The organism is Inquilinus sp. NPDC058860, assembly GCF_042743185.1.
Lineage (GTDB): Bacteria > Pseudomonadota > Alphaproteobacteria > DSM-16000 > Inquilinaceae > Inquilinus.
The window spans coordinates 19987-46771 of sequence record NZ_JBHYMS010000008.1 but is presented as its reverse complement, the minus strand read 5'-3'; the positions used below and the strand labels follow the sequence as shown (position 1 = coordinate 46771).

Below are 26785 nucleotides of genomic sequence, written 5' to 3'. Positions count from 1 at the left end.
AAGAGGACGGGTGACCATGACCGGTACTGCCGACCGGAGCGCCGCGCTTAGCGCCGCCTGGGCCGAGCCCTGGGCGTCTGCCGTCGAATACTGGGTCGATGCGACGCAGCGCAGCGTGCTGTTCTGGGACGTGATGCGCCAGCGCGGCAACCAGTACCTCGCGCATGCGGCCGACCCGACGCCGCATGTGCTGTCCTATCAGTTCGAGGTGATCCTCGACGGCCGCACCCTGGAGCGGCCCTGCAACTACATGCTGGTGCGGATCGTGCCGCCCGAGGGCGTGACGGTCGACCCGGACAAGCGGCCCTTCGTCGTCGTCGACCCGCGCGCCGGCCACGGCCCGGGCATCGGCGGCATGAAGCCGGAAAGCCAGATCGGCCGGGCCCTGCGCGCCGGCCATCCCTGCTACTTCATCGGCTTCCTGCCGGTGCCGGTCGCCGGCCAGACGCTGGAGGATATCGGCCGGGCGCAGGCCGAGTTCCTGCGCATCGTCGCCGAGCGCCACCCGAAGGCCGAGGGCAAGCCCTGCGTCATGGGCAACTGCCAGGCCGGCTGGGCGCTGGCGATGCTGGCCGCGGTCAAGCCCGGCATCGTCGGGCCGATGATCCTGGCCGGCGCGCCCTTGTCCTACTGGGACGGGCCGCGCGGCAAGAACCCGATGCGCTATCTCGGCGGCCTGGCCGGCGGCGGCTGGCCGGCGGCGCTGGCCAGCGACATGGGCAACGGCCGCTACGACGGCGCCCATCTGGTGCAGAACTTCGAGAGCCTGAACCCGTCCAACACGCTGTGGTCCAAGCAGTACAATCTGTACAGCAAGGTCGACACCGAGGTGGCGCGCTATCTCAGCTTCGAGAAGTGGTGGGGCGGCTACGTCCAGCTCAACGCCAACGAGATCGAGACCATCACCGAGGACCTGTTCGTCGGCGACAAGCTGACCGCCGGGCAGCTCGAGGTCTCCGACGGCCGCAAGATCGACCTGCGCAACATCACCTCGCCGATCGTGGTGTTCTGCTCGCAGGGCGACAACATCACCCCGCCGCAGCAGGCGCTGGGCTGGATCCTCGACCTGTACGATTCGACCGACGACATCGTCGCCAACGGCCAGACCATCATCTACGCCATCCACGACGACATCGGCCATCTCGGCATCTTCGTCTCCGGCCGCGTCGCGGCGAAGGAACACAACGAGTTCATTCAGAACATCGACCTGATCGACACGCTGGCGCCGGGCCTGTACGAGGCGGTGATCATCGAGAAGCAGGCCGACGACCCCAATGCCGGTCTGATCCGCGGCGACCATGTGGTGCGGTTCGAGGCGCGCAGCATCAACGACCTGCGCGCCCTCGGCATCAACACGGCGGAGGAGGACAAGGCCTTCGCCACCGCCGCACGGGTGTCCGAGATCAACCGCGCGCTCTACACCTCGACCGCCCGGCCGTGGGTCCAGGCCATGGCCAGCGAGCCGGCGGCGGAGCTGGGGCGGCGGCTGAGCCCGGCGCGGTTGCAGTACTCGCTGTTCTCGAACCGCAACCCGGCGATGCTGCCGGTGGCGATGGCGGCCGAGCAGGTGCGCGCCAACCGCCGCCCGGCGGCGCCCGACAACCCGTTCCTGGCCTTCCAGGACCTGGTGTCGAGCCAGATCGTCACGGCGCTGGACGGCTGGCGCGACCTGCGCGACCGCTGGATCGAGAGCAGCTTCACCGCGATCTACGGCAACCCGGTGCTGCAGGCGGCGTTGGGCATCGGCGACGAGACCCTGGCCGACCGCCGCCCGCCGCGCCGGAACGAGCCGGACGAGGAGCGGGAGGCGCTGCGCGGCAAGGTCGCCGAGGGCGATGTCCACGCGGCGGTGCTGCGCGCCATCCTCTACGTGATCTGGCCGATGCGGGCGGTGGACGAGCGCGGCTTCGCCACTTTGCGCCAGCTCTACGCCGACCGGCTGCCCGGGCATTGGGCCTCGCTGGCCGAGTTCAAGGCGGCGATGCGCCGGCAGTACCTGATCCTGCGCTGGCTGCCGGAGGAGGCGATGACCGCCCTGCCGGGCCTGCTGCCGGACGATGCCGCGACCCGCGACGACGCCTTCGCCGTGATCGAGGCGGCAGCCTCCGCCGCCGGCCCGGTGACGGGCGAGGTCAAGCTCCGCCTCGACCGCATGCGCGAGGCCTTCGCCGCGGCGGCGGCGGCCCCCGCCAAGCCCGTCCGCCGCGGCCGCACCGGCCGGCCGCTGAAGGTGGTGAAGTAGGGGGGCGGCTTCAGTCCGCCGTCGGAGGCCATTGGCGGGCGGTGTGGATCAGCGCCAAGACCCACACCGTGTCGCCTTGGACTTCGTAGACGAGGCGATAGTTCTCGTGCGGGATCAACTCTCTTGTGCCAAGGACCTTGCCGGCACGGCCGAGCATCGGAAAATCGGCCAGCTTTGCCGCTGCGTCGCCGAAACGCCGATCCATCCGGCTTGCCGCCAATCGGTTGTCGCCGGCTATACGATCTCGAATGTCGGTACGATCCTGCTCGGCTTCCGGCGTCCAGATGACCTTCACGAACCGGTCTCGTCAGCCTCGCGCTCCAGTTCCGCACGCAGGGCAGCGAATTCGGCTTCGACGTCTTCATTCGACCGACCACGGCCGGCCCGCATCGACGCACGCGCGATCTCGACCTTCCGGCGCAGGAACTCGTCGTACTCACGTTCCTCACGGCGGCGCTGGATGAACTCGCGCATCAACTCCCGCACCACCTGCGACGCCGGCCGATGGGCTGCTTCAACCTCGGACATGAAGGCGTCGCGGAGCTCCGCCTCGAGCTTCATCGTGAAAACGGCTTCTTTCGGCATGGCAATCATCCCGCATCCGAAGATACTGAGGAAGTATATACGATTTCATTACCGGATAGCAAATCGGGTGACCTCCGAGATGCCGACCGCTTCAGCCCACGCTCCGGATCGCCGCCTCGGCCGCCTCCGGATCGGTCCAGCCCTCCGCCGTCACACGCCGGAAATCCGCCTCGGGGACCGCGGCGACGCAGGGCACTTCCATCATCTCGGTCCACCAGGACACGATCTCGGCATCGGCGTCGAAGCCGATGAAGTCGGCGCCGGCCTCGCCGGCCTCCATCGCCTCGTGCCGGCTGGTGCCGGCCAGCACGCCGACGATCGCCTGATTGCCGACGGCCTTGCGCGCCGCGGCATAGCCGCCGGGGCCGACCACGACGCCGTCGCAGCCCGACCGTGCGGCCAGCGCCGCATCGTCGCGCAGCAGGAAGGCGACGCCCTGCTCCTGGGCGATGCCGCGCAGCCGGTCGACCGCGGCCTTGGCCGCGGCCGGATCGGCCGGCACCGCCATCTCGACGCAGGCGACGTCGCCGGCGCCGAGGGCGGCCGCGAGCACCGCCGGATCGAGCTCCGGCGGGATCGCGATGTAGATGCGGGAGTCGCTCAGGGTCTATTCCTTGCCCTGGAAGATGCGGACCAGGGTATCCAGCAGTTGCAGCGCCTCTTCCCGCGGCCGGCGGAAACAGTTGCGGCCGATGATCGAGCCGTTGCCGCCACCATCGCGGATGGCGCGGGCGTCGGCCAGCACCGATTCCGTGTCCTTGGCGGCGCCGCCGGAGAACACGACGATGCGGCGGCCGGCGAAGCAGGAGCGCATGACCTCGGCGACGCGCTCGGCCTGGGTGCCGATCGCGATCCTGGCGCCGTCGAACTCCTTCTTGGCTTCCTTCTGCTCGATGAAGTCGGTCGGCAGCTTCACCTTGATAACATGGGCGCCGAGCTGGCTGGCCAGATGCGCGGCATAGGCCACCACGTCGATCGCGGTCTCGCCGTCCTTGGTGATGGCCCCGCCGCGCGGATAGGACCACAGCACGGTCGGCAGGCCGACCGCCTTGGCCTCGCGGATCAGCTCGGCGATCTCCTCCATCTGCTCCAGCCCCTGGTCCGAGCCGGGATAGATGGTGAAGCCGATGGCGGTGCAGCCCAGCCGCAGCGCGTCCTCGACCGACCCGAAGATCGCCTGGTCGGCGTCTTCCTTCAGGCGGGACAGGCTGTTCGAGTGGTTCAGCTTCAGGATGGTCGGGACCTGGCCGTACAGCTTGCCGGTCGAGACCTCGAGCTGGCCGAGCGGCGCGGCATAGGCATTCAGCCCGGCATCGATCGCCAGCTGGTGATGGTAGAACGGGTCGTAGCCGCCGGGATTCACGGCGAAGCTGCGGGCTGGCCCGTGCTCGATCCCCTGGTCGACCGGCAGGATGATCATCTTGCCGGTGCCGCCGAGACGGCCGTTCATCAGGAGCTGCGCGAGCTTGGCCTTCACGGCCGGGTTTTCGCTGTCGTAGTTCGACAGGATCTTCTGCACGCGCGGGCTGATTCTCATCGTCCGTCTTCCTCGATGCGGTGGGTCGGTCGGCTGCAATCCCTAGCCGAGCGGGTCGGCATGTTCAACGCCGCCGACGCACAAATGTTTCGTGATAAATGTACGACGAATTCGCCGGCCTCATGCCGCTTCGGTCCGCGTCCGGATCGACGATAGCATCAGGCTGGTCTCGGTCTGCGAGATGCCGTCGATCTGCCGGATCCGGCGCAGCGTCTGGTCGAATTCCTCCAGCGTCGCCGTCTCGATCTCCGCCAGGATATCCCAGCGGCCGTTGGTCGAATGCAGGGCCCGCACCTCCGGGAATCCGCGCAGCCGCTGCATCACCCGGTCGGCGGCCTGGCCCTCGACCTCGATCATGGTGATGGCGCGGATCGGGTTCGGCTGGCTGCCGGCCTTGACCACGATGGTGAAGCCCTGGATCACGCCGGTGTCGACCAGCCGGTCGATCCGGGCCCGCACCGTGGCGCGGGAGACCCCGAGCGCCGGCGCGAGGGTGGAGACCGGGGTGCGGGCGTCGGCCCGCAGCAGCGACAGCAGCTTGTGGTCGAGATCGTCCATTCTGATCAACGCCCCTTGCCAATCTGCTCGATCCATTGAGCAAAATAGCCAAGATGCCATCTTTATGTCACCTCCTCGCGGGCGGATAATCGGGCCTCGAACCCCGCCGACAGGGATGGCAGGACATGGACGGAACCGATCGCACGCAGCAGCGGCCCTCGCGCATCGCCCTGGTGGGCGCGCCGGTCGAAGTCGGGGCCGGGCATCGCGGCGCCGTGATGGGCCCGGCCGGGCTGCGCACCGCCGGCCTGCTGCCGAGCCTGCAGGGCCTCGGCTTCGAGGTCGAGGACCAGGGCGACGTGGCGCCCGCGCGGCCGCTGCCGGCCGTCGCCGAGACGCCGCAGATGCGCTTCCTGCCGGAGATCGCGGGCTGGGCCCGGGTGCTCAGCGACCGCGCCCATGCGCTGATGCAGCAGGGCACGCTGCCGATCTTCCTCGGCGGCGACCACAGCCTGTCGATGGGCACGGTCAACGGCGTGCTGCGCCATTGCCGCGAGGCCGGGCGCGAGCTGTTCGTGCTGTGGCTCGACGCCCATGCCGACTTCAACACCCCGGCGACCACGCCCTCCGGCAACATGCACGGCATGTCGGCCGCCCTGCTGTGCGGCGAGCCCGGCCTCGACGACGTGTTCGGGGCCGAGCCGCGCGAGCGCCTGGACCCGCAGAACCTGACCATCCTCGGCGCCCGCTCGATCGACCGCGAGGAGCGGGCGCTGCTGCGCCGCCGCGGCGTCGAGGTGTTCGACATGCGCCTGGTCGACGAATACGGCGTCTCGGTGCTGATGCGCCGGATCCTCGACAAGGTCGCGGCCAGCGGCGGCGTGCTGCATGTCAGCCTGGACGTCGACTTCCTCGACCCGTCGATCGCGCCGGGCGTCGGCACCACCGTGCCGGGCGGGGCGACCTACCGCGAGGCTCATCTGATCATGGAGATGCTGTACGACAGCGGCCTGGTCGGGTCGCTCGACGTGGTCGAGCTGAACCCCTTCCTCGACGACCGCGGCAGGAGCGCCCTGCTGCTGGTCGACCTGGTCTCCAGCCTGTTCGGCCGGCAGATCATCGAGCCGGCCGGGGCGTTGGAGCGCGCGGCCTCGGGCGCGCAGTAAGAGACGGGACAGGAGCAGGATCATGGCCACGACGGCAAGTCGCCTCATCGAGACCGAAGCCCGTCTCGGCGCGCACAACTACAAGCCGCTCGACGTCGTGCTGTCGCGCGGCGAGGGCGTCTGGGTCTGGGATGTCGACGGCAACCGCTATCTCGACTGCCTGTCGGCCTATTCCGCGGTCAACCAGGGCCATTGCCACCCGAAGATCCTGGCGGCGATGGTCGAGCAGGCGCAGAAGCTGACCCTGACCTCGCGCGCCTTCCGCAACGACCAGCTGGCGCTGTTCTACGACGAGATCGCGGCGCTCACCGGCTCGCACAAGGTGCTGCCGATGAACAGCGGCGCCGAGGCGGTGGAGTCGGCGGTCAAGGCGGTCCGCAAGTGGGGCTACGAGGTCAAGGGCGTGCCCGATGGCCAGGCCGAGATCATCGTCTGCGAGAACAACTTCCACGGCCGCACGCTCGGCATCGTCGGCTTCTCGACCGACCCGGATGCGCGGGGCGGTTTCGGGCCCTTCGCGCCCGGCTTCAAGGTGGTGCCCTTCGGCGACGCCGCCGCCTTCGAGGCCGCGATCACCCCGGACACCGTGGCCTTCCTGGTCGAGCCGATCCAGGGCGAGGCCGGGGTGGTGATCCCGCCGGCCGGCTACTTCAGGACCGTGCGCGAGCTGTGCACCCGCCACAACGTCACCCTGATCCTGGACGAGATCCAGACCGGGCTCGGCCGCACCGGCAAGCTGCTGGCCGAGGCGCATGAGGGCATCGAGGCCGATGTCACCCTGGTCGGCAAGGCGCTGTCCGGCGGCTTCTACCCGGTCTCGGCCGTGCTCTCGAACTCCGAGGTGCTGGGCGTGCTCAAGCCCGGCCAGCACGGCAGCACCTTCGGCGGCAACCCGCTGGCCTGCGCCGTCGCCCGCACCGCGCTGAAGGTGCTGGTCGAGGAGGGCATGATCGAGAACGCCGAGCGCCAGGGCGACTACTTCCAGGCCCAGCTGGCCGGGCTGCGCAGCAACCTGATCCGCGAGGTGAGGGGCCGCGGCCTGATGCTGGCGGTCGAGCTGCATCCGGAGGCCGGCGGCGCCCGCCGCTACTGCGAGGCGCTGCAGAAGCGGGGCGTGTTGGCCAAGGACACCCATGGCGACACGATCCGCATCGCGCCGCCGCTGGTGATCACCCGCGACCAGGTCGACTGGGCGATGGAGCAGTTCGCCGCGGTGATGACCGGCACGGCCTAAGGTCAGTCGCGCGGCGTCGCGGACGGCGTCGGCAGGATCCAGTCATACTGCCAGGGCTGCCGGGATTCGGTGGGAGAGGGGGAGGGGCTCTTCTCCGTCTTCTCCGGTTCCGGCTGGGCGGCGCCCGGCGGCTTCGGCAGCTCGAAGTCGTACTGCTCGGCGAACAGCACCACGTCCTCGATGGTGTGGATCTGGTAGCGCTGGATGTTCGGGCCGCGGCGGGCATTGGCGTCGTACTGGCCCATCGGGTATTCGCCCTTGTCGTTCGGCTCGACCTGCAGGGCGTTGTCGATGAAGAAGTCGCGCTTGCGCACCGGCAGCTGGTACAGCCAGTCGACCAGCTGCGGCAGCTCGTCCTGCTTGAAACCCAGCCGCTTGCCCAGCGTCGGCAGCATCGCCAGGAAGGGCCGGCCCTCCTCGTCGCAATTGGCCAGACTCTCGGGCTTGTCGACGTCTGGGTATGCCGACTTCAGCCAGGCGCCCAGCATCGGCTCGGTGTGGTTCGACGCCTTCACCCGGGTGTATTGCGACTTGCCGACCACGGCGATCGCGGTCAGCAGCCACAGCGCGCCGCCGGTCTTGGGGCCGACCGATTTCAGGCTGCCGATGATCGCCGGCAGCCAGGACACGGCGTCGAGCGGGCGGCCATGCACCAGGGCCTCGGCGGTGGTGGCCAGGGTCAGCGGCATCAGGCTCTTGTCGAGGATCGGCCCCATGATCGGGGTCGGCTTGCCCAGCGACACCTTCCAGGTCTTCCAGGCATTGCCGGCGAACCAGTAGCCCCAGGCGTTGTTGATGGTCTTCGGGTCCAGCGTTGGCGCGCCGGTGATCACGTCCAGCGTCTCCTTCGGCCGGATGAACTCGACGCCGCCGATGGCGGAGAAGATCGAGGTCAGCGGCGTGGCCGGCGCGCCCTGCATCGCCCGGATGAAGTCGTCGCCGTTGCGGACGATGAACATGCCGGTTGGCTGCTTCGGCACCTCGGCGCCGTTCTCGGCATCCTGGCCGCCGAGCTGCTGGATCAGCGTCAGGGTCAGGTCTGGATCGGCCCGCAGCGCGCGGCGCGCCGCGTCGCCCTTGCCCAGCTTCTCCCGGATCTCGGCCGCCGGATCGTCGGCCGGCAGCTTGTCCAGCCTGGCCAGGATCTGGTCGAGCTCCTTGTCTGGCAGCGTCCCGACCTGCTCGCGCTGGTCCTGCTGCACCATGCGGCCCCATTCGACCGCGGCCTTCGGGCTGAGGCGCAGCGCCAGGTTGACATCGCTGCCGTCGGTGCCGGCCTCCTTCACCAGCGTGCCGTAGGCCTCGTCCACGGTGCCGCCGCCGGGCAGCCCGTCCAGCAGGTCGCGGGGGGCGTTCTCGATGGCGGCGCGGGTCAGCACCAGCGAGGCGCCGGCCTGGTCCAGCCTGTCGACCAGCGGCTTCTGCTGCTCCAGCAGGCCCTGCAGCCCGGCCAGCTTCTGCTGGTCGTCTGCGCCGGGTGCGGCGACCTGGTTCGGATAGAGCACGTCGGACTTGAAGGTCTTGCCGGTGTCCCCGGTGTGCTTGACCTGGTCCTTCACCCCTTGGCCCGTCTGGTCCAGCAGCAGGCTGGCCTCGTCGAGATGGCCGTTCTTCTCGAGATGGTAGGCGACCCGGATGGCGAGCGTCGGCGTGCGGCCGGCGGCGATGCTGTCCTTGAAGGCGCTGCCGAACTCCTGGACGAAATCGGGCGAGATGCCGGCGCCGTTCCGTCCTGCCTTCTCGGCCATCGCCACCAGCTGGCTGGCGTAGCGGTCGACGATCTTCTCGCCGTCCTTGGTCCGGCCGGTCCGGTCGGACAGGGCCGACAGCGTGTCGATGGTCTTCGCCCCGCGCTGGGCCGGGCCGTCCGGGTAGTCCTGGATCACCGTGTCCAGCGCCGACTGGACCTTCGGGTCGCCCAGGATCTGCGTCGCCCATTCCGGCGACACGGTGTGGCCGGGCCGGTCGCGCGTGACCTCCTCCGCCTTGGTCAGCTCCGGCGCGATGGCGCTGCTGTATTCCGGCTTGGCGATGTCGCTGCCGACCACCGTCTTCTGGTGCTTCGCCGCCAGGTCGAGGATCGGCTTGGCCGGCCGCTCGGTCAGCAATTGGGTCTGCGCGGTCCTGATCGCCGTCTCGTAGCCGGGATCGGTCTTCGAGCCCTGCTTCGGGCCGCCCTGGATCAGCAGGTCGGTCAGCCCGTCGATCGCCGCCTTGAGGTCCGGGCTGCCCTTGGACAGCGCCGCCAGATGCGTCTCGGCTTCGGCCTGGACCCCGCTCCAGTCGCCGCTGTGCCGGGCCGCCGCGATCGAGGCCCGCAGCGGCTCGAACACCGTGTCGAGATCGGATTGGGCGGAGAGCTTGGCGCGCGAGGCGATCTCGGCGAAGCCCGGCTGGCGCCTGCCCAGCCCGGCGACCGGCTGCTCGTGCGCGTCCAGCGCCGCCTTCAGCTTGGCCTTGTCCCAGGCGACCGGCAGCCCGGCCTCGATGAAGCCGGGCGCCAGCTGCAGCTCCGCTTTCTGGCGCAGCTCGCCCGCCGTTTCCGCGGCGACCCGCGAGCCCTTGTTCTGCGATGCCTGCTCGACGGTCTTGATCGCGTCGGTGACCTCCTTGAACAGGGCCTTGTCGACCAGGATCAGGGTGTCGCCGCGCTGGATCCAGCCGGGGTTCTTCGCCAGCTTCGGGTTCATCAGCGTCAGCTCGGCCAGGGAGAACCCGTGCTCGCCCCCGACCTTGAGCGCCGACTCGCCGTTCTGGATGCTGTGGATGATGACGCCGCCGTCGAGCCGACGGTCGGCCCGATCGACGCTGCGCTGGAAGTCGTCCGTCTTGGTGGTGGCGTGGACCGGCTTGATCTGCGGCCATCTGCGGTTGTCGAGCGGAGTGACCATCCCGGACGCCCTTCCAATGATATCCGATTAGCTTGGCCGATCGGGAAAGAAGAATCCAATCTCCTGTCCCGGAATTACAGATCGATTCGTCGCGGTTGACCGGCACTGCGGCGACATAGAAGCAGACAGGCGCGACGCCGGGGTTCCAGGAACTGGAACAGTGCCGGATGTGTATTCGCTCTTACTGGTATTTTTGGCGAATGCAATATTTCTGTAACGATGTCGCCTGGGCTCGGTATCGGCTACTGCTGGTTCGAGACGATGATCGCGACACGGCGGTTCTCCCGCCGGCCGGCGGAGGAGCGGTTGTCCTCGACCGGCGCGCTCATGCCCATCCCGGCCACCTGCAGGTCCTGGGCGGGGATGCCGGCGGCGACCAGAGCCTCGGCCACGGCCTTCGCCCGGCGCTCGGACAGCTGCTGGTTGTACTCCGCCGTGCCGTAGTCGTCGGTGTGGCCCTCGACCCGCAGCCGGTGGATGTCGACCGACAGCAATGCGCGGGCCAGCTGGCCGATGGATTCGCGCTGGCCGGAGGCCAGCGTCGCCTCGTTGGTGCCGAACAGCAGCTTGCTCGACATGCCGAACTCCCAGCCGGCGTCGGTCAGCTCGAAGCCCTGCTGCTTCAACAGCGCGATCTGCGCCGGCGTCAGCCCGGACTGGCAGCCGGCCAGGGTCGCGGCGAGAAGGCCGGCCAGGACCAGCCCGGCGGCGGTGCGCCTAGTGACGAGATGCAAGATGGGTCCCCCGTTCCTCGAATGGGTCGGGCCCGGCGGCGAGTTCCCGGCCGCCGGGCCGCAGGCGTTTGGCGAGATACATGGCGGTGTCGGCCTGGCGCAGCAGGGTGGCCCCGTCCCCGGCATGGTCGGGGAACACGGCGATGCCGATGCTCACCGAGGCGGTGACGGCGTCGCCGTCGGGCAGCCGGATGGGCTGCCGCAGGCTGGCCAGGATGTCGTCGGCGACCTGCAGCGCGTCGGCGGTCTCGGTGACCGGGGCCAGCAGCACCCCGAACTCGTCGCCACCCAGCCGCGCCACCAAGTCGGTCTTGCGCAGCCGGTCCCGCACCCGGGCGGCGACGGCGGCCAGGACCGCGTCGCCGGCGGCGTGCCCGAGATCGTCATTGGTCTGCTTGAAGTTGTCGCTGTCGAGGAACAGCACCGCGACCCGGCCATGGGCCGCTTCGGCCTCCTGCAGCGCGGTGCGCAGCCGGACCTCGAACAGGGCACGGTTCGGCAGGCCGGTCAGGCTGTCGTGGCTGGCCTGATGGGCCAGGGATTCGTTCTCGCGCTGCAGCCCGGCCTGCCAGGCTTCGAGCTCGCCGAGCAGCGCGTTGAAGTCGCCGGCCAGCTCGTTCAGCTCGGCGATCGCCGCCGGCGGCACGCGCCGGTCGAAGGTCCGCTCGCTGCGGACCCGGTGCGCCACCGTCGCCAGCGTGTGCAGCGGGCCGACGATGCCGGCCACCAGATAACGCGACAGCAGGAGGGCGCTCAGGGCGCTCAGGGCCAGGCAGACCAGCACCACCGCCAGACCGATCGCCAGGAACCGCAGCAGCCCCGCGGCGCTGCCATGCAGCTCGACCCGGCCGATCTCCGCGCCGTCATGGGTGATCGGCTGGCGCACGGGCGACGAGAAGACCATGTCCGCCAGGCGGCGCTCCAGCCCTCCGAACAGAGACGGCCGGGCGGGGCGCTGCCAATGGGCGAACAGCGCGCCATGGGCGTCGAAGACATCGGCCTCGGTCACGCCCCCCTCGGTGGCGGCGATCAGGCCCAGCGCCTCCTCGGCGGCGGCGCGGTCCCTGAACACCACCGCGGCCTCCACGGTGTAGCTCATCGAGGCTGCGATCAGCTGCAGGTTGCTGCCGGCATAGGCCCGCAGGGCGGCGAAGCCGGCGACGGTCAGGGTCAGCCCCGCCAGCGTCACCGCCAGCAGGGCGACGCCGAGATGCGCCCGCCGCAGCACCCGCCGCAGCGGCGGCCGCGGCTCCTCGCGCCGCCGGGTCACGGCGACGTCTCCCTGCGCCGGCCGAGCTGCAGCACTTTCGGGCTCACCCGCACGCCGCTCCGGGCCACGGAATCGAGGTTGATCTGGAACGAGACCTGGAGGCCCCGGACGTCCAGGCAGAACATGCTGCCGACCGTGCAGCTCTCGTCCTGCTCACTGATGCTCAGCACGGCGTGGCCGGCCATGCGGGCGAACAGCTGCCGCCGCTCCGCATCGCCGATCCGGCCGAGATAGACCACGTCGCAGTCCCCGCCGGGCGACCCGTCGAGTCCCAGGCGGACCGTCCGGACCGGCCGCCCGGAGGGCTGCGTGGCGCCGGCGAGCAGGTCGCCCGCGTAGTCGGCCGGGCCGATCACGCAGAGGCGCAGCTGTGGCGGCTCGACCGGCCAGCGGGTGTAGCTGATGATACCCATCACCACCTGCCGGACCGCCGCCGGGCTGTCCTCGGGCGGATCCTGCGCCAGCGCCCCGCCGGGGCCGGCCAAGGCCAGCAGCGCCGCGCCCGCCGTCGCGGCGCGGCGAAGGCGCGGCAGCCATCGGCGGCATCCGGACATCCCGGCGCGCCCGTTCCGGTCAGGCGCGCGCGGCGGTCCGGCGGCGATCGGGAGCGACGGGGACCGGCCGGTCATCTGCTGGGGCGCTGTGGCGGGGCAGGCGCGATCGGCGCTGCATCGGGACAACAGGATCTCGGGACAATCTCGGGCTTCGGCAATGATCATGTGCCCGCCGTCCATTCGCGAGGCCGGCAGACAACGGCAGGATAACATCATTGCCTCGTGGCGGCATCCCGAGACGGTCCCGGTCTTGAGACGATCGGCCGGGACCGCCGTCATTTCAGGGCGCCGCCATCCTGGTGTAAGAGGAGGCATGGACGCCCTGACCGACCTCGCCGTCGACGTGCTGGAGACGGCGGATCCGCTGCGCAAGATCGAGCTGAGCCACCAGGCCGCCGCGGCTTGGCGGCAGCGCGCGGTCCCGGTGCTGGGCCTGCGCCGCCCGCCGCTGCGCCCGGCCCGGCCGGCGCGGCCAGAGCTGCGGCGACCGGGCGACATGCCGAAGCGGCGGCTGGGCGGGGAGGCGGGGCGGATCGCCCTGCTGCACGCCCTGGCCCATATCGAGCTGAACGCGATCGACCTGACCTGGGACCTGATCGCCCGCTTCGCCACGGCGGAGACGCCGGAGGGGTTCTTCGACGACTGGGTCAAGGTCGCCGACGAGGAGGCGACGCATCACGGCCTGCTGTCGCGCCGGCTGGGCGAGCTCGGTTCCGCCTACGGCGCCCTGCCGGCGCATGACGGGCTATGGCAGGCGGCGGAGGAGACGGCGGAGGACCTGCTCGGCCGGCTTTCGGTCGTGCCGCTGGTGCTGGAGGCGCGCGGCCTGGACGTGACGCCGGAGACCGTGGAGCGGCTGGAGCGCGCCGGCGATCCCGACAGCGCCCGCATCCTGCACCGCATCTACACCGACGAGATCGGCCATGTCGCCGCCGGCCGGCGCTGGTTCGAATGGGAATGCGGCCGGCAGGGCAGGGCGCCGATCCCGACCTATCACGAGCTGGTGCGGCGCTATTTCCGGGCCAGGCTGAAGCGGCCGTTCAACGTGCCGGCCCGCGACCTCGCCGGCTTCGCCGCCGCCTTCTATGAGCCGTTGGCGGAGTAGCGCCGTAGGTTGGGTTCGCGGCAGCGAACCCAACAGCATCCGGCCGCGCCGTTGGGTTCGCCGAGGCGAACCCAACCTACTCGATCTTGTTGCTTAGTCTTTTCGTTCGTAGATCACGTACAGCTTTCGTGCCGGCGTCAGGTTCCGCCAGGTGCCTTCGAAACCGGCCGGGATGACGAAGCTGGCCCCGGTTTCGAAGCGGCGGGCGGCGCCGGCGCCGTCGGTCAGTTCCACCGTGCCGGAGAGCAGGTGACAGAACTCCTCCTCGGTGTAGCCGACGCGCCAGGATCCGACGGCGCCCTCCCAGATCCCGGCCGAGAACTGGCCCGTTGGGTCGCTGTAGAAACTCCGCACCGTCTGCAGCGGATCGCCGCTCAGGACCTTGGCCGGATCGGGCCGATAGGTCGCATCCTCGGAGGAGGCGATGGCGAAATCGATGATGTCGGCGGCGGTCTTGCTCATAGGGATCTCGCTTGCGGAACGCGGCGACACTGCCGGCTTCAGCCCCTGCTGTCGAGGCTCCAGGACGGGCGGGCGAAGCGCTCGGCCAGGAAGTCGACGAAGCTGCGGACCTTGGCCGACAGGGTGCGGGCCGGCGGGTAGACGGCGTGGATGCCGAGCTCCGGCAGCCGCCATTCCGGCAGCACCTGGACCATCCGGCCGGCCGCGAGATCGGGGGCGGCGATGAAGTCCGGCTGCCGGGCGATGCCGTAGCCCTCGCGGATCGCCGCCTGGATGGCGTCGCCGTTGTTGATCTGCAGCCGGGCGCTGACGCGCACGCGCACTTCGCCCTCCGGCCCGGTCAGCACCCAGTCGCCGCGGTCGCCGCCATAGGCGTAGGCGATGCAGCGGTGCCGGGCGAGATCGGACGGGTGCTCCGGCGTGCCATGGTCCGCGAGATAGGACGGGGCGGCGCAGAGCAGGATGCGGCAGGGAGCCAGGCGGCGGGCGATCAGCGAGGAATCGGCCAGCCGGCCGATGCGGATCGCCAGGTCGGTGCCGTCCTCCAGCAGGTCGACGACGCGGTCGTTCAGGATCAGGTCGACCGAGACCTCGGGATAGCGCTCGAGATAGGCGGCCAGGGCCGGGGCGACATGCAGCACGCCGAAGCTCATCGGCGCATTGACCCGCAGCAGCCCGCGCGGCCGGGCGTGCAGGGCCGCCGCCTCCTCCTCGGCCTCGGCCACGTCGGCGGTGATGCGCTGCGCCCGGCGGTGGAAGGCGGCGCCGGCTTCGGTCAGGCTCAGCCGGCGGGTGGTGCGGTTCAGCAGACGGGTGCCGAGCCGGGTCTCGAGGTCCAGGATGGCTCGGCTGGCCAGCGCCCGCGACAGGCCGAGCTGCTCCGCCCCGGCGGCAAAGCTGCCGGCATCGACGATCCGCACGAACAGGTCCAGCGTGGTCAGGCGATCCATGATTGTCAAAGGTGGATCAACAATCTTTTGATGTCACGCCGGATTATCAAAATCGACGAGAGGTCCAATATCGGCATCGGCGGAGGCCATCCGCGCCGAACGCTCTGGAGATCAATCATGTCCACGATGCCCGCGCTCTTCGTCTCCCACGGCTCGCCGATGCTGGCGCTGTCGGACGAGCCGGCGGGGCGGTTCTTCGACGCGCTCGGGCCGTCGCTGCCGCGCCCGGATGCGATCCTGCTGGCCTCCGCCCATTTCGAGACCGAGGTGCCGACGCTGGGCGCGGTGCAGCAGCCGGAGACGATCCACGATTTCCACGGCTTCCCCGAGCCGCTGTACCAGGTCCGCTACCCGGCCGCCGGGGCGCCCGGCCTGGCGCGCCTCGCCGCCGAGCGGATCGCCGCGGCCGGCCTGCCGGTCAAGATCGACGACAAGCGCGGGCTGGACCACGGCGCCTGGGTGCCGCTGCGCCGGATGTATCCGGCCGCCGACATCCCGGTCGCGACCCTGTCGATCCAGCCGCATCTCGACCCGGCGCATCACTACGCGGTGGGCCAGGCGCTGCGCGGGCTGCGGGACGACGGGGTGATGATCCTGGCCTCGGGGTCGCTGACCCACAATCTGCGGGCGCTGGACTGGCGCGGCGGGCCGGACGCCCCGGTCTCCGGCTGGGCCCGGGCGTTCATCGACTGGGTGGCCGCGGCGGTGGAGGAGGGCCGCACCGAGGATCTGCTGGACTACCGCCGCCTAGCGCCCGAGGCGGCGAAGAACCATCCGGCGGACGAGCATTTCCTGCCCTTCTTCGTCGCCCTCGGGGCCGGCGACCTGCCCGGCCGCCGGCTCCACGCCAGCGTCACCATGGGCGCGCTGGCGATGGACGCCTATTCCTTCTGAGGCGGAGGACGCTGGCGGCGGTCAGGCCGCCAGCTTCACCCGGCCCAGCGCCTCCTCCAGGCCGATCTCGCCCCGGAAGCCGCCGGTGCCGCGAGCGGGTTCGCCGCGTTCGATCGCATGGGCGAACTGCACGGCCGGGTCGGCCTCCAGCCGCTCGAACAGGCGCTGCAGCCCGGGGTAGTCGCGGCGGTCGACCACGTCGTGATACTTGGTCCAGCGGGCGATGCCGATGAAATAGGCGTCGGCCAGCGTCCGGTCGCCCAGCAGCCAGTCCTGGCCACCCAGCATCGCCTCCAGATCGGCGTGAGCCTTCGCCACCTTGGCCGCGCCATAGGCCCTGAGCGCGTTGCGCTCCGCGCCTTCGGCGCCATGCTCCAGCGCATACCACAGCGGGCTGAAGGCGTTGAAGAAGGCGGTGTTGAGGAAGCCCAGCGCCTGGTTCAGCCGGTCGAATCCAGGCGTGCCCTGGGCGAAGGACAGGCCCTTGTCGATCCCGCGGGCGCCGAGATGGTTCAGGATCGCCAGGCTCTCGCTGATCACCCGGCCGTCCGCCGTCATCAGCGTCGGCGTCTCGCCGACCGGGTTGAGGCGGCGATAGGCCTCGCCCTGCACCACCTCCGGCATCTCGATGCGGCTCAGCCGGTACGGCTCGCCGAGCCATTCCAGCGCCACGATCGAGCCGAAGGAGCAGCCCGACGGCACGCCGTAGAAGAGGATCGGTTCCATGTTGGGGTTCCCTGTGTTTCGGTCACAGGAATATGCCCATGTGGACTTTGAGGCTGTAGCCGTGCTTTCGTGAACCCAAAGTCCACAGATATGGACAATGGATGTGCTCAACCTCAACGACTTGACCCTGTTCGTCCGGGCCGTGGACAGCGGCGGCTTCGCCGCGGCGGGACGGCGGCTGGGGCTGCCGAAATCGACCATCAGCAAGCGCGTCGCCGAGCTGGAGGCGGAGCTCGGCGCCCGGCTGATCCACCGCACCTCGCGCAGCTTCGTGCTGACCGAGCTCGGGCGCGACTTCTACGACCACGCCCAGGCGGCGATGATCGAGGCGGAGGCGGCCGAAAGCGTGGTCCGCCGCCGCCTGGCCGAGCCCAGCGGCACGGTCCGGATCACCGCCTCGGTGCCGACCGCGCAGTTCGAACTCTCCGGACGCCTGCCGGCGCTGGCGCGGGCCTATCCGAAGATCCGGCTGCAGCTCCACGTCACCGACCGCTTCGTCGACCTGGTGCAGGAGGGCTTCGACATCGCGGTGCGCAGCCATTTCGCGCCGCTGCCGGATTCCGAGCTGGTGCAGCGGCGGATGAGCGTCGACCGGATCACCCTGGTGGCGGCGCCGGACTATCTGGCACGCCGCGGCATACCGCAGGAGCCCGCGGATGTTAAGGACCATGACGGCCTGCTGACCGGCCCCTCGGCCACGGTCTGGCGGCTGCGCCACCGCGACGGTCGCGAGGCGCAGGTCGCGCCGGTGTCAGGTTTCGTGGCCGATGAATCCGTCGTGCTGCTGAAGGCGGCGGCCGCGGGACTGGGCGTCGTCTGCGCACCCGAGACCATGTCGGCCGAGGCCCGCGCCGCCGGCACGCTGGCGCCGGTCCTGCCGGAGTGGGAAGCCGGAACGGTGTGGACGACGCTGTTGACGCCGTCCCGGCGTGGCCAGTTGCCGGCCGTCCGCGCCGTCATCGACTTCCTGGCGAAGGAGGCCGGCTAGCCAAGCTCGTCGAGGGAAATCCTCGTGACCACCTCTTCCACAAATTGCGGAACGACCATATTTCTGGTGTAGGCTGAGCGACAGCAACCGGCAGGTTCTGGCCACACATGACCGACGAAACCACCAATCTGGTGCTGGAGCACCTGAAGCGGATCCAGGCCGAGCAGACCGCATCCAGGGAGCGCGACCAGGAGATCGTATCGCGACTCGCGCAGATCGAGATCGGCTTGGCCCGCCTCGTCCGCGATCAGGCGTCGAACTATGCCGAGACAGTCGAGGACCGGCACGTCGTCGACAAGATCAAAGCTCGGCTCGACCGCATCGAGCGACGGCTCGACCTGGTGGAACATCCGCCTCAATAGCAGCCGTCACCCCTTCTGTGCCGCGGCCAGCACCGCCTCGACATGGCCGGGCACACGCACGCCGCGCCACAGGCCACGGACGATGCCCTGCTCGTCGACCAGCACCGTCGACCGGTCGATGCCCATGTATTTGCGGCCGTACATCGACTTCTCGACCCAGGCGCCGTAGCGCTCGACCGTGTCGTCGTCCTTGGCCGAGGCCAGGGTGAAGGTCAGCCCGTATTTCGCCGCGAACTTGTTCAGCGCCGGCACCGGGTCCTTGGAGATGCCGATGATCGCGGCGTCGACGCCCTCGAACTCCGGCAGCGCGTCGTTGAAGCCGCAGGCCTCCTTGGTGCAGCCCGAGGTGTCGGCCTTCGGGTAGAAGTAGACGATCACCTTCCGGCCGCGCAGGGCCGAAAGCGAGACCGTCCCGCTGCCCGCCTTGGGCAGGGTGAAGTCCGGGGCGGGCTTGCCGATCTCGACGGTCATTCGGGTCTCTCCACGCGCGGTTCGCTGCGTTTGACTAGGATGCCGCAGGCTTGGAGGCAAGCTCGTCCGTCGGCGGCGGCCCGATCAGGCGGTCGAACACGGCCATCACCTCGGCCGCCTGGCGCCGCATCCCGGCCGCGGCGGCGTCGAGATCCTCCGGCGGGTCGGCGGCGGCGTCCTCGGCGACGGCGCGGAGCAGCCCGCGGATCATGGCGTCGGAGGCCTCGGCCGGATCGAACCTGTCCTCGACGGCGAAGCGCAGGAAGGCCTGCACCCGCTGCCAGGTTGCCAGCGCCCGCCGCAACGTCTCCGCCTCCGCTCCCGGCAGGACGCCAGCGGCCTCGGCGCGGCGCAGCACCTCGGCGGTGGCCTGGTGCAGGATCTCCGGATGCTCGGCGGCGTGCCGCAGCTGCAGGTACTGGGCGATGAACTCGACATCGACCAGCCCGCCGCGGAAATGCTTGATGTTCCAGACATCGCCGGTGTCGCGCTGGCGCGCCATCCGGCCGCGCATCTCGGCGATGTCGCGGCGCAGCTTGTCCGGGTCGCGGGGCAGCCCCAGCAGTGCCTGGATCTCGGCCTCGATCCGCTCGCGCAGCGGGCCGTCGGCATGGATCACCCGGGCCCGGGTCAGGGCCATGTGCTCCCAGGTCCAGGCGTCGCCGCGCTGATAGGCGCTGAAGGCCTCCAGGCTGGTGGCCAGCGGCCCGGCATTGCCGGAGGGGCGGAGCCGCATGTCGACCTCAAACAGCGCGCCCTGCGCGGTCGGCGCGGTGATCGCCGAGACCAGGCGCTGGATCAGGCGGGTGTAGTAGACCATCGGCCCGATCGGCTTCTCGCCGTCCGACATCTGATCGGCGCCGGCGTCGTGGATCATGATCAGGTCGAGGTCGGAGCGGATCGTCATCTCGCGGCCGCCCAGCTTGCCCATGGCGAGGAGGGCGAGGCCGCCTTCCGGGAAGCGGCCGTGCCGTCTTGCGAACTCAGCCTCCACCCGCGGCACCAGGGCCTGCAGCGCCAGCTCGGTGACGTCGGACAGGAACGTGGCGCAGGTCGGCGTCTCGGACAGGCGCCGCAGGATGTGCACTGCGGCGCGGAAGCGCTGGTCGTTGGTCCAGCGCCGCAGCACGTCGAGCATGTCCTCGAAGTCGCGCGCTGTCGCCAGCTCCGCGGCCAGCCGTTCCTGCAGCCGCTCCCGCCCCGGCAGATTGCTGAAGAAACCCGGCGCCAGCACCGCCTCGAGCTGGCCGGCATGGGCCGTCAGATAATCCGCGATCCGGCCGCCAAAACCGAGTATATCGATAAGGAGATCAAGGAGATCGGGGTTGACGTTAAACAAGGAGAAGAGCTGCACGCCGGCCGGCAGCCGGGCCAGGAACCCGTCCAGCCGCTGCAGCGTGGCGTCGGGATCGGCGGTGCCGCCGACGATCGACAGCAGCCGCGGCACCAGCCCGGTGATCAGGCCGCGCGCCCGCTCGCTGCGCAAGGCCCGGTAGCGACCGTGCAACCAGCCGCGCACCACGGCGATCGCCTCCGACGGCCGGGCGAAGCCCAGACGCTGCAGCGTCTCGACCGTGCCGGGATGGTCGTCGACGCCGGCGAAGACCAGGGTAACAGCGCCTTCGGGCGGGCGATCCTCCTGGAACAGCTCGGCGTAGCGGCTCTCGACCAGCCGCAGCGTGTCGGTCAGGGTGGTGCGGAACGAGGCCGGGTCCGGGAAGCCGAGGAAGCGGCCCAGCGCGTCGATCTCGCGCGGGTCTTCCGGCAGCGCGTGGGTCTGGTGGTCCTCCAGCATCTGGATGCGGTGCTCGACGCGGCGCAGGAAGCGGTAGCATTCGGCCAGGCTGGCGGCAGTGCCGCGGTCGACCCGGCCGGCCTCGGCCAGCGCGTCCAGCCCGGCCACCGTGCCGCGCAGGCGCAGCTTGGGCTCGCGGCCGCCGAAGATCAGCTGCTGCATCTGCACGAAGAACTCGATCTCGCGGATGCCGCCGCGGCCGAGCTTCAGGTCATGGCCCTCGATGGCGACCGCGCCGTGGCCGTGATGATGGTGGATCTGACGCTTGATCGCATGGATGTCCTGGATCGCCGCGAAATCGAGGTTGCGGCGCCAGATGAAGGGCGTCAGGAAGTCGAGGAAGTCGTCACCGGCGGCGCGGTCGCCCGCCACCGGCCGGGCCTTGATCATCGCCGCGCGCTCCCAGCTCTGCGCCAGGCTGGTGTAGTAGCTCTCGGCCGCTGCCAGCGACACCGCCGGCGGCGTCGCGCCGGGATCGGGCCGCAGCCGCAGATCGGTGCGGAACACATAGCCGTCGACCGTCCGCTCCTCCATGATCCGCACCAGGTCGCGGGTCATCCGGCTGAAGGTCTGGCCGAGGTCGTCCGGCCGGTCGGTCGGCACCTTGTCGGCGTCGTAGAGGATGATCAGGTCGACATCGCTGGAATAGTTCAGCTCGCGCGCGCCCAGCTTGCCCATGCCCAGCACGATCAGCCCCGAAGCGTCCGGCGCCGCCACGGCTTCCGGGCGCAGCAGGCCGCGCGCCGCGGCGCGGGACAGGAGATGGGCCGTGGCCAGGTCCAGGGTGGTCTCGGCGAGCTCGGAGAGGGCGCCCGTGACCTGCTCCAGCGGCCACAGCCCGCCGATATCGGCCAGCGCGATCAAGAGGGCGATGCGTCGCTTGGCCAGGCGGAACGCCTGCATCAGCCGGGTGGTGTCGGCCTCGGCGGCGGTGTCGGCGCGCAGGGCCGCCAGCTCGGCGGCGACGGCGGCGTCCGGGCCGTCGGAGAGGAAGCGCCGGATCGTCGCCGGGGCCTTCAGCGCCAGCTCGGTCAGGTAGGGGCTGCCGCCGAACACGGCCTCCAGCAAGGCCCGTCCCCGCGGGTCGCCGGGCAATGCGAGGGAGAAATCGCGAAGCTCGGGATCGGATTGATCGGTCGCGCGTTCAAGCCACCGTTCGACTCCGCGCCGGGCACGGTCGGGATCGCCCGCGCGGGGCCAGACGGCATCGGCCAATTCGGCTTCGTAACGTGGCATCACCCTGTCCATGTGCCTAAGGTGCGGGCGCAGCATCGGGTTCCCGCGGGAACGGGTCAAGCGAGGGTGAAACGTTCGGGATGAGGGCGCTGAAGATCCTGGCCGAGATCGTCGGGCTGGCGGTCGCCGGCTTCGCCCTCGCTGCCGTCGTGCTGGCGTGGCGCCTGTCCTCCGGGCCGCTGGAGATCGACTTTCTCACCCCCTATGTCGAGCAGGCTCTCTCCGAGCGCGACGTCTCGGTGGAGATCGGCGCGCTGGCCCTGCGCTGGGAGGGGTTCGACCGGCCGGCGGTGCTGGCGGCCCGCAACGTGCGCGTGCGGCAGAAGGACGGGACGCTGGTCGCGGTGACGCCGGAAGGAACGGCCGATGTCAGCATGCCGAAGCTGCTGCGCGGGGTGGTGGCGCCGCTGCGGATCGATCTGATCCGGCCGCATCTGCGGGTGACCCGGACGGAAGCCGGGGAGTTCAGCTTCGGGCTCGGCGGCGGCGAGGCCGGGGAGGAAGGGGCGTCGACGCCGGCGGAAGGGGCGCCGACCCGCGACGTGGTCAAGGATCTGCTGGCGGCGCTCGATGCCCGGGTCGGCAGCGAGGACAGCCCGATCGCCTCGCTGACCCGCCTGACCGTGGTCGACGGCAGCGTCCGCATCGACGACCGCGTGCTGGGGCGAAGCTGGATCGCGCCCAAGGCCTCGGCCGATCTGAGCCGCACCGCGACCGGCGTCGACGGCCGGACGTCGCTGTCCGTTGTCTCCGGCGACCGGATGGCCCAGCTCGGCGGAGAGATCCATTATCTGCGGGCCAGCCGCAACGGCAGAGCGACCGTCACCTTCGCCAACGTCATCCCGGCCGCGCTGACCCGGATCTCGCCGGTTCTGGCGCCGCTGGAGGCGATCGAAAGCCCGGTGTCGGGCCGGCTCGAGGTCGAGTTCGATTCCCGCTTCCAGCCGACGACGGGGCGATTCTCGCTGACCAGCATCGAGACCCGGCTCAAGCTGCCGCCGCTGTGGACCGGATCGTTCGGCGCCGCCCGCACCAGCCTGTCGGGCTCGGTGGACCTGCCGAAGCGGCGCTTGACGCTCGACGATTTCAGCATCGATCTCGGTGGGCCGAAGATCTCGCTGTCCGGTCAGGTCGACGCGGTCGGCGACACGATCGAGGCGATCACGGCCGGGACCGTCACCGATCTGCCGGTCGACCTGCTGGACAGCCTGTGGCCGCCTGGCGTGCCGAGCGGCGCCCGCGACTGGATCACCACCAACCTGCATGACGGTGTCATCGATCGCACCGAATTCAGCCTGCACGCCCGGGCTCCGGTCTCCGATCCGGAAGCGGTGACCCTGGTCGCGGCCGACGGCACGATCCAGGCGCGCGACATGACGGTGCATTATTTCGACGGGCTGCCGCCGATCACCGGCCTGAACGCCGCGGCCAGCTTCAACCGGTCGACCATGCGCATCGCCACGGCCGGCGGGCACCTGCAGGACATCGCGCTGCAACCCTCCGACATCACCATCACCGGCCTCGACCTGAAGGACCAGGTGATCGACATCGACGCCCGGGTCGAAGGGCCGGTGAAGACGATCATGTCCGTGCTCGACCTGCCGCGGCTCGGCTACGCCAAGAGGGTCGGGCTGGTGCCGGACCGCATGTCGGGCCGGGCGACGGCCCGGATGCGCTTCGGCTTCTCGCTGCTCGCCGACCTGCCGTTCGAGGCGATCCGCATGGGGGTGGAGGGCACGCTGGACAATGTCGGCATCGCCGCCGTCAAGCCGGGCTACGACCTGGCCGGCGCGGATGCCAGGCTGGCGCTCGACAAGTCGGGCATGACGCTGGCGGGCAAGGCCCAGGTCAATGCCGTGCCGATCGCCTTCTCCTGGCGCGAGGCGTTCGATGATTCGGCGGTCCAGACCAGGGTCTCGGCCCAGGCCACCCTGACCCCGGCGGCGCGGGAGGCGCTGAAGATCCCGGTCTTCGGACCGGTCGACGGCACCGTCGGCGCCGATCTCGATCTTGCCAAGCGTTCCGGCGGGGCAACGACGCTCGACGCGAAGCTCGACCTCACCGACGCCCGAATCGCGATCGACCCGATCGGCTGGGTCAAGCCCGCGGGCGGCAAAGCCGATGCAGCGGTCAGCTTGGCCCTGGCCGGCGACCGCATCGCCAAGGTCTCGCAGTTCAGCGTCTCGGGGGGCGATATCGCCGCCTCCGGCAGCGCCGACTTCGCCCGCGACGGCTCGCTGGCGCAGCTCAGCATCGCCTCGTTCCGGCAAGGAGCGAACGACGTCAAGGGCCAGGTCGAGGTGCTGGGGCCGGACAGCTACCGCCTGGCGCTCACCGGCTCGCATCTCGACGTCTCCGGCGTCCTGGAGCAGCGGCGCGCCGCAGGGCAGGGCGGCAAGGCGGATGCCGGGAGCGATCCTGACGCCGACCCGGCCCCCGGCCCGCGGATCGACGTCACCTTCGATGTCGGGGAGCTGTCCTTGGGTGACAGGCGCTCGCTCAAGGCGGTGCACGGGCGGGCGATCGGCCGCACCACCAACCTGCAGGACGTCACCCTGGCGGCGCAGCTGCCGGGCGGGCGGCCGATCGATCTGCGCCTGACGCCGCAGCAGGGCCAGCCGGACCGGCAGATCCTGACCCTGCGCAGCGAGGATGCGGGCGAAGCGCTGCGCGTCCTCGACATCGCCGACAACATCACCGGCGGCAGCCTCTTGGCCACCGGCACGCGCAACGGCGTCACCGGCGCGATCGAGGGGCAGTTCGACGCCCGCGGCTTCGTGCTGCACGATGCGCCGGGCATGGCGCGGCTCCTGGCCGCCACCTCGCCCTCCGGGCTGCAGGACCTGTTCGGCACCAGCGGGCTGACCTTCAACCGGCTCGACGCCGACTTCACCTATGCCGCGGCGCAGCGGCGGGTCACGCTGAAGCAGGGGCGGGGGGCCGGCGGCGACCTCGGCCTGGCCTTCGACGGCGTGATCGATCTCCGGGCCGAGACCATCGACCTGGCCGGCACCATCGTGCCGATCTACCACATCAACAGCGTGATCAGCGCGATCCCGCTGATCGGCGACATCCTGACCGGCGGCGAGGGCGGCGGGCTGTTCGCCTTCACCTACTCGATCCGCGGCTCCTTCGCCGACCCGTCGGTCTCGGTCAACCCGCTGTCGGTGCTGGCCCCCGGCTTCCTGCGGCGCCTGTTCTTCGAGGAGACGCCATCCACGGAGGGCGGCCCGCCGCGGCCGGCGGCGCCCCAGCCGCAGCGGCCGCCGCGCGACCGCGGCAGCGACCGGTAGCTACTCGCCCACCGCCAGCCCGGCCGGGCGGCGGTTGTCGTTGGCGCCGTAGACGAAGCCGGGCAGCATCTTGCCGCCGAAGGCCCGATCGTTGCCGGAGGAGGCGGCGCCGGACGCGGCCGCGACGGCCGAGGGCTGCAGCGCGATCAGCTCGGCCGCCCCCCAGGGCGACTGCACGGTCACCTTGTGGCCCATCTGCTCCAGGAGCTTCACCGTGTCGGGCGACAGGGCGCGGGGCTCGGCGAAGACCTCGTCCGGCAGCCACTGGTGGTGGATGCGCGGCGCATCCACCGCCTCCTGCGGCGCCATGCCGAAATCGATCATGTTGAGCGCCGCCTGCAGCGTGATGGTGATGATGCGCGCCCCGCCCGGGCTGCCCAGCACCAGTGCGATCTCGCCGTCCTTGGTGACCAGCGTCGGCGCCATCGAGGACAGGGGGCGCTTGCCCGGCGCGATCGCGTTGGCCTTGCCCTGGACCAGGCCGAACAGGTTCGGCACGCCGGGCTTGACCGTGAAGTCGTCCATCTCGTCGTTGAGGAGGAAGCCGGTGCCGGGCGCGATCACCCCGGCGCCGAACAGCCCGTTGATGGTGTAGGTGACCGAAACCGCGTTGCCGTCCTTGTCGACCACCGAGTAGTGCGTCGTTTCCGGTTTCTCGTGCGGCTGGACGCCGGGCTGCACCTCCGTGGACGGCGTCGCCTTGTCCGGCAGGATCTTCGTTCGGATCTGGGCCGCGTAGTCCTTGCTCAGCAGCCGGTCGAGCGGGTTCTTCACGAAGGCCGGATCGCCGAGATAGGTGTTGCGGTCCATATAGGCGTGGCGCATCGCCTCGACCATCAGATGCACCCCGGCGGCGGAATGCCAGCCCAGCGCCTTCAGGTCGTAGCCTTCCAGGATGTTCAGGATCTCGCACATGGTCGTGCCGCCGGAGGAGGGCGGCGGCGAGGACACGAAGACGTAGCCGCGATAGCTGCAGGTGACGGGATCCGCCTCAGTCACGGTGTAGGCGGCGAAGTCCTGCGCGGTCATGATGCCGCCATTGGCCTTCATCGCCGCCTCGACCTTCTGCGCGATCGCGCCCTTGTAGAAGGCGTCGGGCCCGCCCTTGGCGATCGCCTCCAGCGTGTCGGCCAGATCGGTCTGCACCAGCCGGTCGCCCGGCTTGAATGGCGAGCCGTCGGGGCGGAAGAAGATCTTTGCGGCCACGGGGTCCTTCTTCAGCAGGGCGGCGCCGGCGTCGAGGATGTCGGTGTCGCCGCGAGTCAGGATGAAGCCCTCCCGCGCCAGCCTGACGGCAGGCGCCATCACCGTCTCGCGCGGCAGGGTGCCGTAGCGCTGCAGCGCGGTGTCGAGGCCCAGCACGCTGCCCGGCACGCCGACGGCGAGATAGCCGTACAGGCTGGCGCCCTTCACCGGATTGCCGGCGGCGTCGAGATACATGGTCTCGGTCGCGGCCGCCGGCGCGGTCTCGCGGAAGTTCAGGAAGGTGTCGCGCTTCTCGCGGGCCAGATGGATGACCATGAAGCCGCCGCCGCCGATATTGGCGCAGCAGGGGTTGGTGACGGCCTGGGCGTAGCCGGTGGCGACCGCGGCATCGACGGCGTTGCCGCCGGCCCGCAGGATCTCGGCCCCTGCCTCGGAAGCGAGATGCTGCGACGACACCACCATGCCGTCCGCCCCTTCCACCGCAGGCGGCGATGCGGCCTGGATCGCCACCGGACCCAGCGCACAGGCCGCCAGCGCCAACGATGCCATCGCATGGCGGATCATCATGCCCCTCCTGTCGTGACTC

The 26785-nt window shown here is 70.4% G+C and carries 23 protein-coding genes; 8 read left to right on the top strand and 15 right to left on the bottom strand.

The features are described 5' to 3' along the window. Positions 1 to 16 precede the first annotated feature (16 nt). A complete protein-coding gene (locus ACFW16_RS07590; RefSeq protein WP_380303439.1) occupies positions 17 to 2242 on the top strand; it encodes a DUF3141 domain-containing protein in 2226 nt (741 codons plus the stop codon). Positions 2243 to 2252: 10 nt separating this feature from the next. Here the strand turns inward: ACFW16_RS07590 and ACFW16_RS07585 are convergent, their stop codons facing one another. The 5 genes from ACFW16_RS07585 to ACFW16_RS07565 all read right to left on the bottom strand — a co-directional run bounded on the left by ACFW16_RS07585 (position 2253) and on the right by ACFW16_RS07565 (position 4922). Then, positions 2253 to 2537 carry a type II toxin-antitoxin system RelE/ParE family toxin gene (locus tag ACFW16_RS07585; protein ID WP_380303437.1) on the bottom strand — a complete coding sequence of 95 codons (285 nt, stop codon included), beginning with the start codon at positions 2535 to 2537 and terminating at the stop codon, positions 2253 to 2255. Continuing rightward, a complete protein-coding gene (locus ACFW16_RS07580) occupies positions 2534 to 2827 on the bottom strand; it encodes an antitoxin of toxin-antitoxin stability system (RefSeq protein WP_380303435.1) in 294 nt (97 codons plus the stop codon). The genes ACFW16_RS07585 and ACFW16_RS07580 overlap by 4 nt, the downstream gene beginning before the upstream one ends. A 91-nt stretch (positions 2828 to 2918) precedes the next feature. Continuing rightward, positions 2919 to 3380 carry a thiamine phosphate synthase gene (locus tag ACFW16_RS07575; protein WP_380303433.1) on the bottom strand — a complete coding sequence of 154 codons (462 nt, stop codon included), beginning with the start codon at positions 3378 to 3380 and terminating at the stop codon, positions 2919 to 2921. A gap of 54 nt (positions 3381 to 3434) precedes the next feature. Continuing rightward, positions 3435 to 4364, bottom strand: a complete 930-nt coding sequence (locus ACFW16_RS07570; RefSeq protein ID WP_380303431.1) for a class I fructose-bisphosphate aldolase — start codon at positions 4362 to 4364, stop codon at positions 3435 to 3437. Between the two features lie 120 nt (positions 4365 to 4484). Then, the gene (locus ACFW16_RS07565; RefSeq protein ID WP_380303429.1) at positions 4485 to 4922 is read right to left on the bottom strand and encodes an Lrp/AsnC family transcriptional regulator; all 438 of its coding nucleotides are present in this window, start codon (positions 4920 to 4922) and stop codon (positions 4485 to 4487) included. A gap of 125 nt (positions 4923 to 5047) precedes the next feature. Between ACFW16_RS07565 and rocF the strand changes: the two genes are divergently transcribed. Next, the gene (rocF, locus tag ACFW16_RS07560; RefSeq protein WP_380303427.1) at positions 5048 to 6028 is read left to right on the top strand and encodes an arginase; all 981 of its coding nucleotides are present in this window, start codon (positions 5048 to 5050) and stop codon (positions 6026 to 6028) included. A gap of 22 nt (positions 6029 to 6050) precedes the next feature. After that, positions 6051 to 7262 carry an ornithine--oxo-acid transaminase gene (gene rocD, locus ACFW16_RS07555; RefSeq protein ID WP_380303425.1) on the top strand — a complete coding sequence of 404 codons (1212 nt, stop codon included), beginning with the start codon at positions 6051 to 6053 and terminating at the stop codon, positions 7260 to 7262. A 2-nt stretch (positions 7263 to 7264) separates the two neighbouring features. On the opposite strand, the gene ACFW16_RS07550 is transcribed toward rocD, so the two are convergent. The 4 genes from ACFW16_RS07550 to ACFW16_RS07535 all read right to left on the bottom strand — a co-directional run bounded on the left by ACFW16_RS07550 (position 7265) and on the right by ACFW16_RS07535 (position 12711). Continuing rightward, on the bottom strand, positions 7265 to 10153 hold the full coding sequence (locus tag ACFW16_RS07550; RefSeq protein ID WP_380303423.1) for a hypothetical protein: 2889 nt from the start codon (positions 10151 to 10153) through the stop codon (positions 7265 to 7267). Between the two features lie 242 nt (positions 10154 to 10395). Next, the gene (locus tag ACFW16_RS07545) at positions 10396 to 10887 is read right to left on the bottom strand and encodes an OmpA family protein (protein ID WP_380303421.1); all 492 of its coding nucleotides are present in this window, start codon (positions 10885 to 10887) and stop codon (positions 10396 to 10398) included. Then, the gene (locus ACFW16_RS07540) at positions 10871 to 12157 is read right to left on the bottom strand and encodes a diguanylate cyclase domain-containing protein (protein WP_380303419.1); all 1287 of its coding nucleotides are present in this window, start codon (positions 12155 to 12157) and stop codon (positions 10871 to 10873) included. Before ACFW16_RS07540 ends, ACFW16_RS07545 begins: the two co-directional genes overlap by 17 nt. Next, on the bottom strand, positions 12154 to 12711 hold the full coding sequence (locus tag ACFW16_RS07535; RefSeq protein ID WP_380303417.1) for a YfiR family protein: 558 nt from the start codon (positions 12709 to 12711) through the stop codon (positions 12154 to 12156). The genes ACFW16_RS07540 and ACFW16_RS07535 overlap by 4 nt, the downstream gene beginning before the upstream one ends. Positions 12712 to 13024: 313 nt before the next feature. Between ACFW16_RS07535 and ACFW16_RS07530 the strand changes: the two genes are divergently transcribed. Further along, positions 13025 to 13816 (top strand): ferritin-like domain-containing protein, encoded by a 792-nt coding sequence (locus ACFW16_RS07530; RefSeq protein ID WP_380303415.1) that lies wholly within the window; start codon positions 13025 to 13027, stop codon positions 13814 to 13816. Between the two features lie 93 nt (positions 13817 to 13909). On the opposite strand, the gene ACFW16_RS07525 is transcribed toward ACFW16_RS07530, so the two are convergent. Both ACFW16_RS07525 and ACFW16_RS07520 read right to left on the bottom strand, forming a co-directional pair. Then, positions 13910 to 14278 (bottom strand): cupin domain-containing protein, encoded by a 369-nt coding sequence (locus ACFW16_RS07525; protein ID WP_380303413.1) that lies wholly within the window; start codon positions 14276 to 14278, stop codon positions 13910 to 13912. Between the two features lie 38 nt (positions 14279 to 14316). Further along, a complete protein-coding gene (locus ACFW16_RS07520) occupies positions 14317 to 15228 on the bottom strand; it encodes a LysR family transcriptional regulator (protein ID WP_380303411.1) in 912 nt (303 codons plus the stop codon). A 117-nt stretch (positions 15229 to 15345) separates the two neighbouring features. Between ACFW16_RS07520 and ACFW16_RS07515 the strand changes: the two genes are divergently transcribed. Next, positions 15346 to 16122 (top strand): dioxygenase, encoded by a 777-nt coding sequence (locus ACFW16_RS07515; protein ID WP_380303409.1) that lies wholly within the window; start codon positions 15346 to 15348, stop codon positions 16120 to 16122. A gap of 21 nt (positions 16123 to 16143) precedes the next feature. Here the strand turns inward: ACFW16_RS07515 and ACFW16_RS07510 are convergent, their stop codons facing one another. Further along, positions 16144 to 16848 carry a glutathione S-transferase family protein gene (locus ACFW16_RS07510; RefSeq protein WP_380303407.1) on the bottom strand — a complete coding sequence of 235 codons (705 nt, stop codon included), beginning with the start codon at positions 16846 to 16848 and terminating at the stop codon, positions 16144 to 16146. 97 nt (positions 16849 to 16945) lie between these two features. Here ACFW16_RS07510 and ACFW16_RS07505 point away from each other — a divergent pair, with 97 nt between their 5' ends. Then, entirely contained in the window at positions 16946 to 17836 is an 891-nt protein-coding gene (locus tag ACFW16_RS07505) for a LysR substrate-binding domain-containing protein (RefSeq protein WP_380303405.1), read from the top strand. Between the two features lie 107 nt (positions 17837 to 17943). Then, a complete protein-coding gene (locus ACFW16_RS07500) occupies positions 17944 to 18198 on the top strand; it encodes a hypothetical protein (RefSeq protein ID WP_380303403.1) in 255 nt (84 codons plus the stop codon). A 6-nt stretch (positions 18199 to 18204) separates the two neighbouring features. Here ACFW16_RS07500 and ACFW16_RS07495 read toward each other — a convergent pair whose 3' ends face one another. Then, a complete protein-coding gene (locus ACFW16_RS07495) occupies positions 18205 to 18669 on the bottom strand; it encodes a peroxiredoxin (RefSeq protein ID WP_380303401.1) in 465 nt (154 codons plus the stop codon). 34 nt (positions 18670 to 18703) lie between these two features. After that, complete coding sequence (locus ACFW16_RS07490; RefSeq protein ID WP_380303399.1) at positions 18704 to 21700, bottom strand: bifunctional [glutamine synthetase] adenylyltransferase/[glutamine synthetase]-adenylyl-L-tyrosine phosphorylase; 2997 nt, start codon at positions 21698 to 21700, stop codon at positions 18704 to 18706. Between the two features lie 80 nt (positions 21701 to 21780). Here ACFW16_RS07490 and ACFW16_RS07485 point away from each other — a divergent pair, with 80 nt between their 5' ends. Then, on the top strand, positions 21781 to 24993 hold the full coding sequence (locus ACFW16_RS07485) for an AsmA-like C-terminal domain-containing protein (protein ID WP_380303397.1): 3213 nt from the start codon (positions 21781 to 21783) through the stop codon (positions 24991 to 24993). On the opposite strand, the gene ggt is transcribed toward ACFW16_RS07485, so the two are convergent. Next, positions 24994 to 26763, bottom strand: coding sequence for a gamma-glutamyltransferase (gene ggt / locus ACFW16_RS07480; protein ID WP_380303395.1), 1770 nt, complete (start codon positions 26761 to 26763; stop codon positions 24994 to 24996). Positions 26764 to 26785: the final 22 nt, after the last annotated feature.

Bases quoted from the DNA above. Each gene is read 5' to 3' on its own strand.
- ggt (WP_380303395.1), bottom strand. From the start codon at position 26,763: ATGATCCGCCATGCGATGGCATCGTTGGCGCTGGCGGCCTGTGCGCTG.
- ACFW16_RS07510 (WP_380303407.1), bottom strand. From the start codon at position 16,848: ATGGAACCGATCCTCTTCTACGGCGTGCCGTCGGGCTGCTCCTTCGGC.
- ACFW16_RS07525 (WP_380303413.1), bottom strand. From the start codon at position 14,278: ATGAGCAAGACCGCCGCCGACATCATCGATTTCGCCATCGCCTCCTCC.
- ACFW16_RS07530 (WP_380303415.1), top strand. From the start codon at position 13,025: ATGGACGCCCTGACCGACCTCGCCGTCGACGTGCTGGAGACGGCGGAT.
- ACFW16_RS07535 (WP_380303417.1), bottom strand. From the start codon at position 12,711: ATGTCCGGATGCCGCCGATGGCTGCCGCGCCTTCGCCGCGCCGCGACG.
- ACFW16_RS07500 (WP_380303403.1), top strand. From the start codon at position 17,944: ATGACCGACGAAACCACCAATCTGGTGCTGGAGCACCTGAAGCGGATC.
- ACFW16_RS07590 (WP_380303439.1), top strand. From the start codon at position 17: ATGACCGGTACTGCCGACCGGAGCGCCGCGCTTAGCGCCGCCTGGGCC.
- ACFW16_RS07505 (WP_380303405.1), top strand. From the start codon at position 16,946: ATGGATGTGCTCAACCTCAACGACTTGACCCTGTTCGTCCGGGCCGTG.
- ACFW16_RS07515 (WP_380303409.1), top strand. From the start codon at position 15,346: ATGTCCACGATGCCCGCGCTCTTCGTCTCCCACGGCTCGCCGATGCTG.
- rocF (WP_380303427.1), top strand. From the start codon at position 5,048: ATGGACGGAACCGATCGCACGCAGCAGCGGCCCTCGCGCATCGCCCTG.
- ACFW16_RS07580 (WP_380303435.1), bottom strand. From the start codon at position 2,827: ATGCCGAAAGAAGCCGTTTTCACGATGAAGCTCGAGGCGGAGCTCCGC.
- ACFW16_RS07485 (WP_380303397.1), top strand. From the start codon at position 21,781: ATGAGGGCGCTGAAGATCCTGGCCGAGATCGTCGGGCTGGCGGTCGCC.
- rocD (WP_380303425.1), top strand. From the start codon at position 6,051: ATGGCCACGACGGCAAGTCGCCTCATCGAGACCGAAGCCCGTCTCGGC.
- ACFW16_RS07565 (WP_380303429.1), bottom strand. From the start codon at position 4,922: ATGGACGATCTCGACCACAAGCTGCTGTCGCTGCTGCGGGCCGACGCC.
- ACFW16_RS07520 (WP_380303411.1), bottom strand. From the start codon at position 15,228: ATGGATCGCCTGACCACGCTGGACCTGTTCGTGCGGATCGTCGATGCC.
- ACFW16_RS07570 (WP_380303431.1), bottom strand. From the start codon at position 4,364: ATGAGAATCAGCCCGCGCGTGCAGAAGATCCTGTCGAACTACGACAGC.
- ACFW16_RS07490 (WP_380303399.1), bottom strand. From the start codon at position 21,700: ATGCCACGTTACGAAGCCGAATTGGCCGATGCCGTCTGGCCCCGCGCG.
- ACFW16_RS07550 (WP_380303423.1), bottom strand. From the start codon at position 10,153: ATGGTCACTCCGCTCGACAACCGCAGATGGCCGCAGATCAAGCCGGTC.
- ACFW16_RS07495 (WP_380303401.1), bottom strand. From the start codon at position 18,669: ATGACCGTCGAGATCGGCAAGCCCGCCCCGGACTTCACCCTGCCCAAG.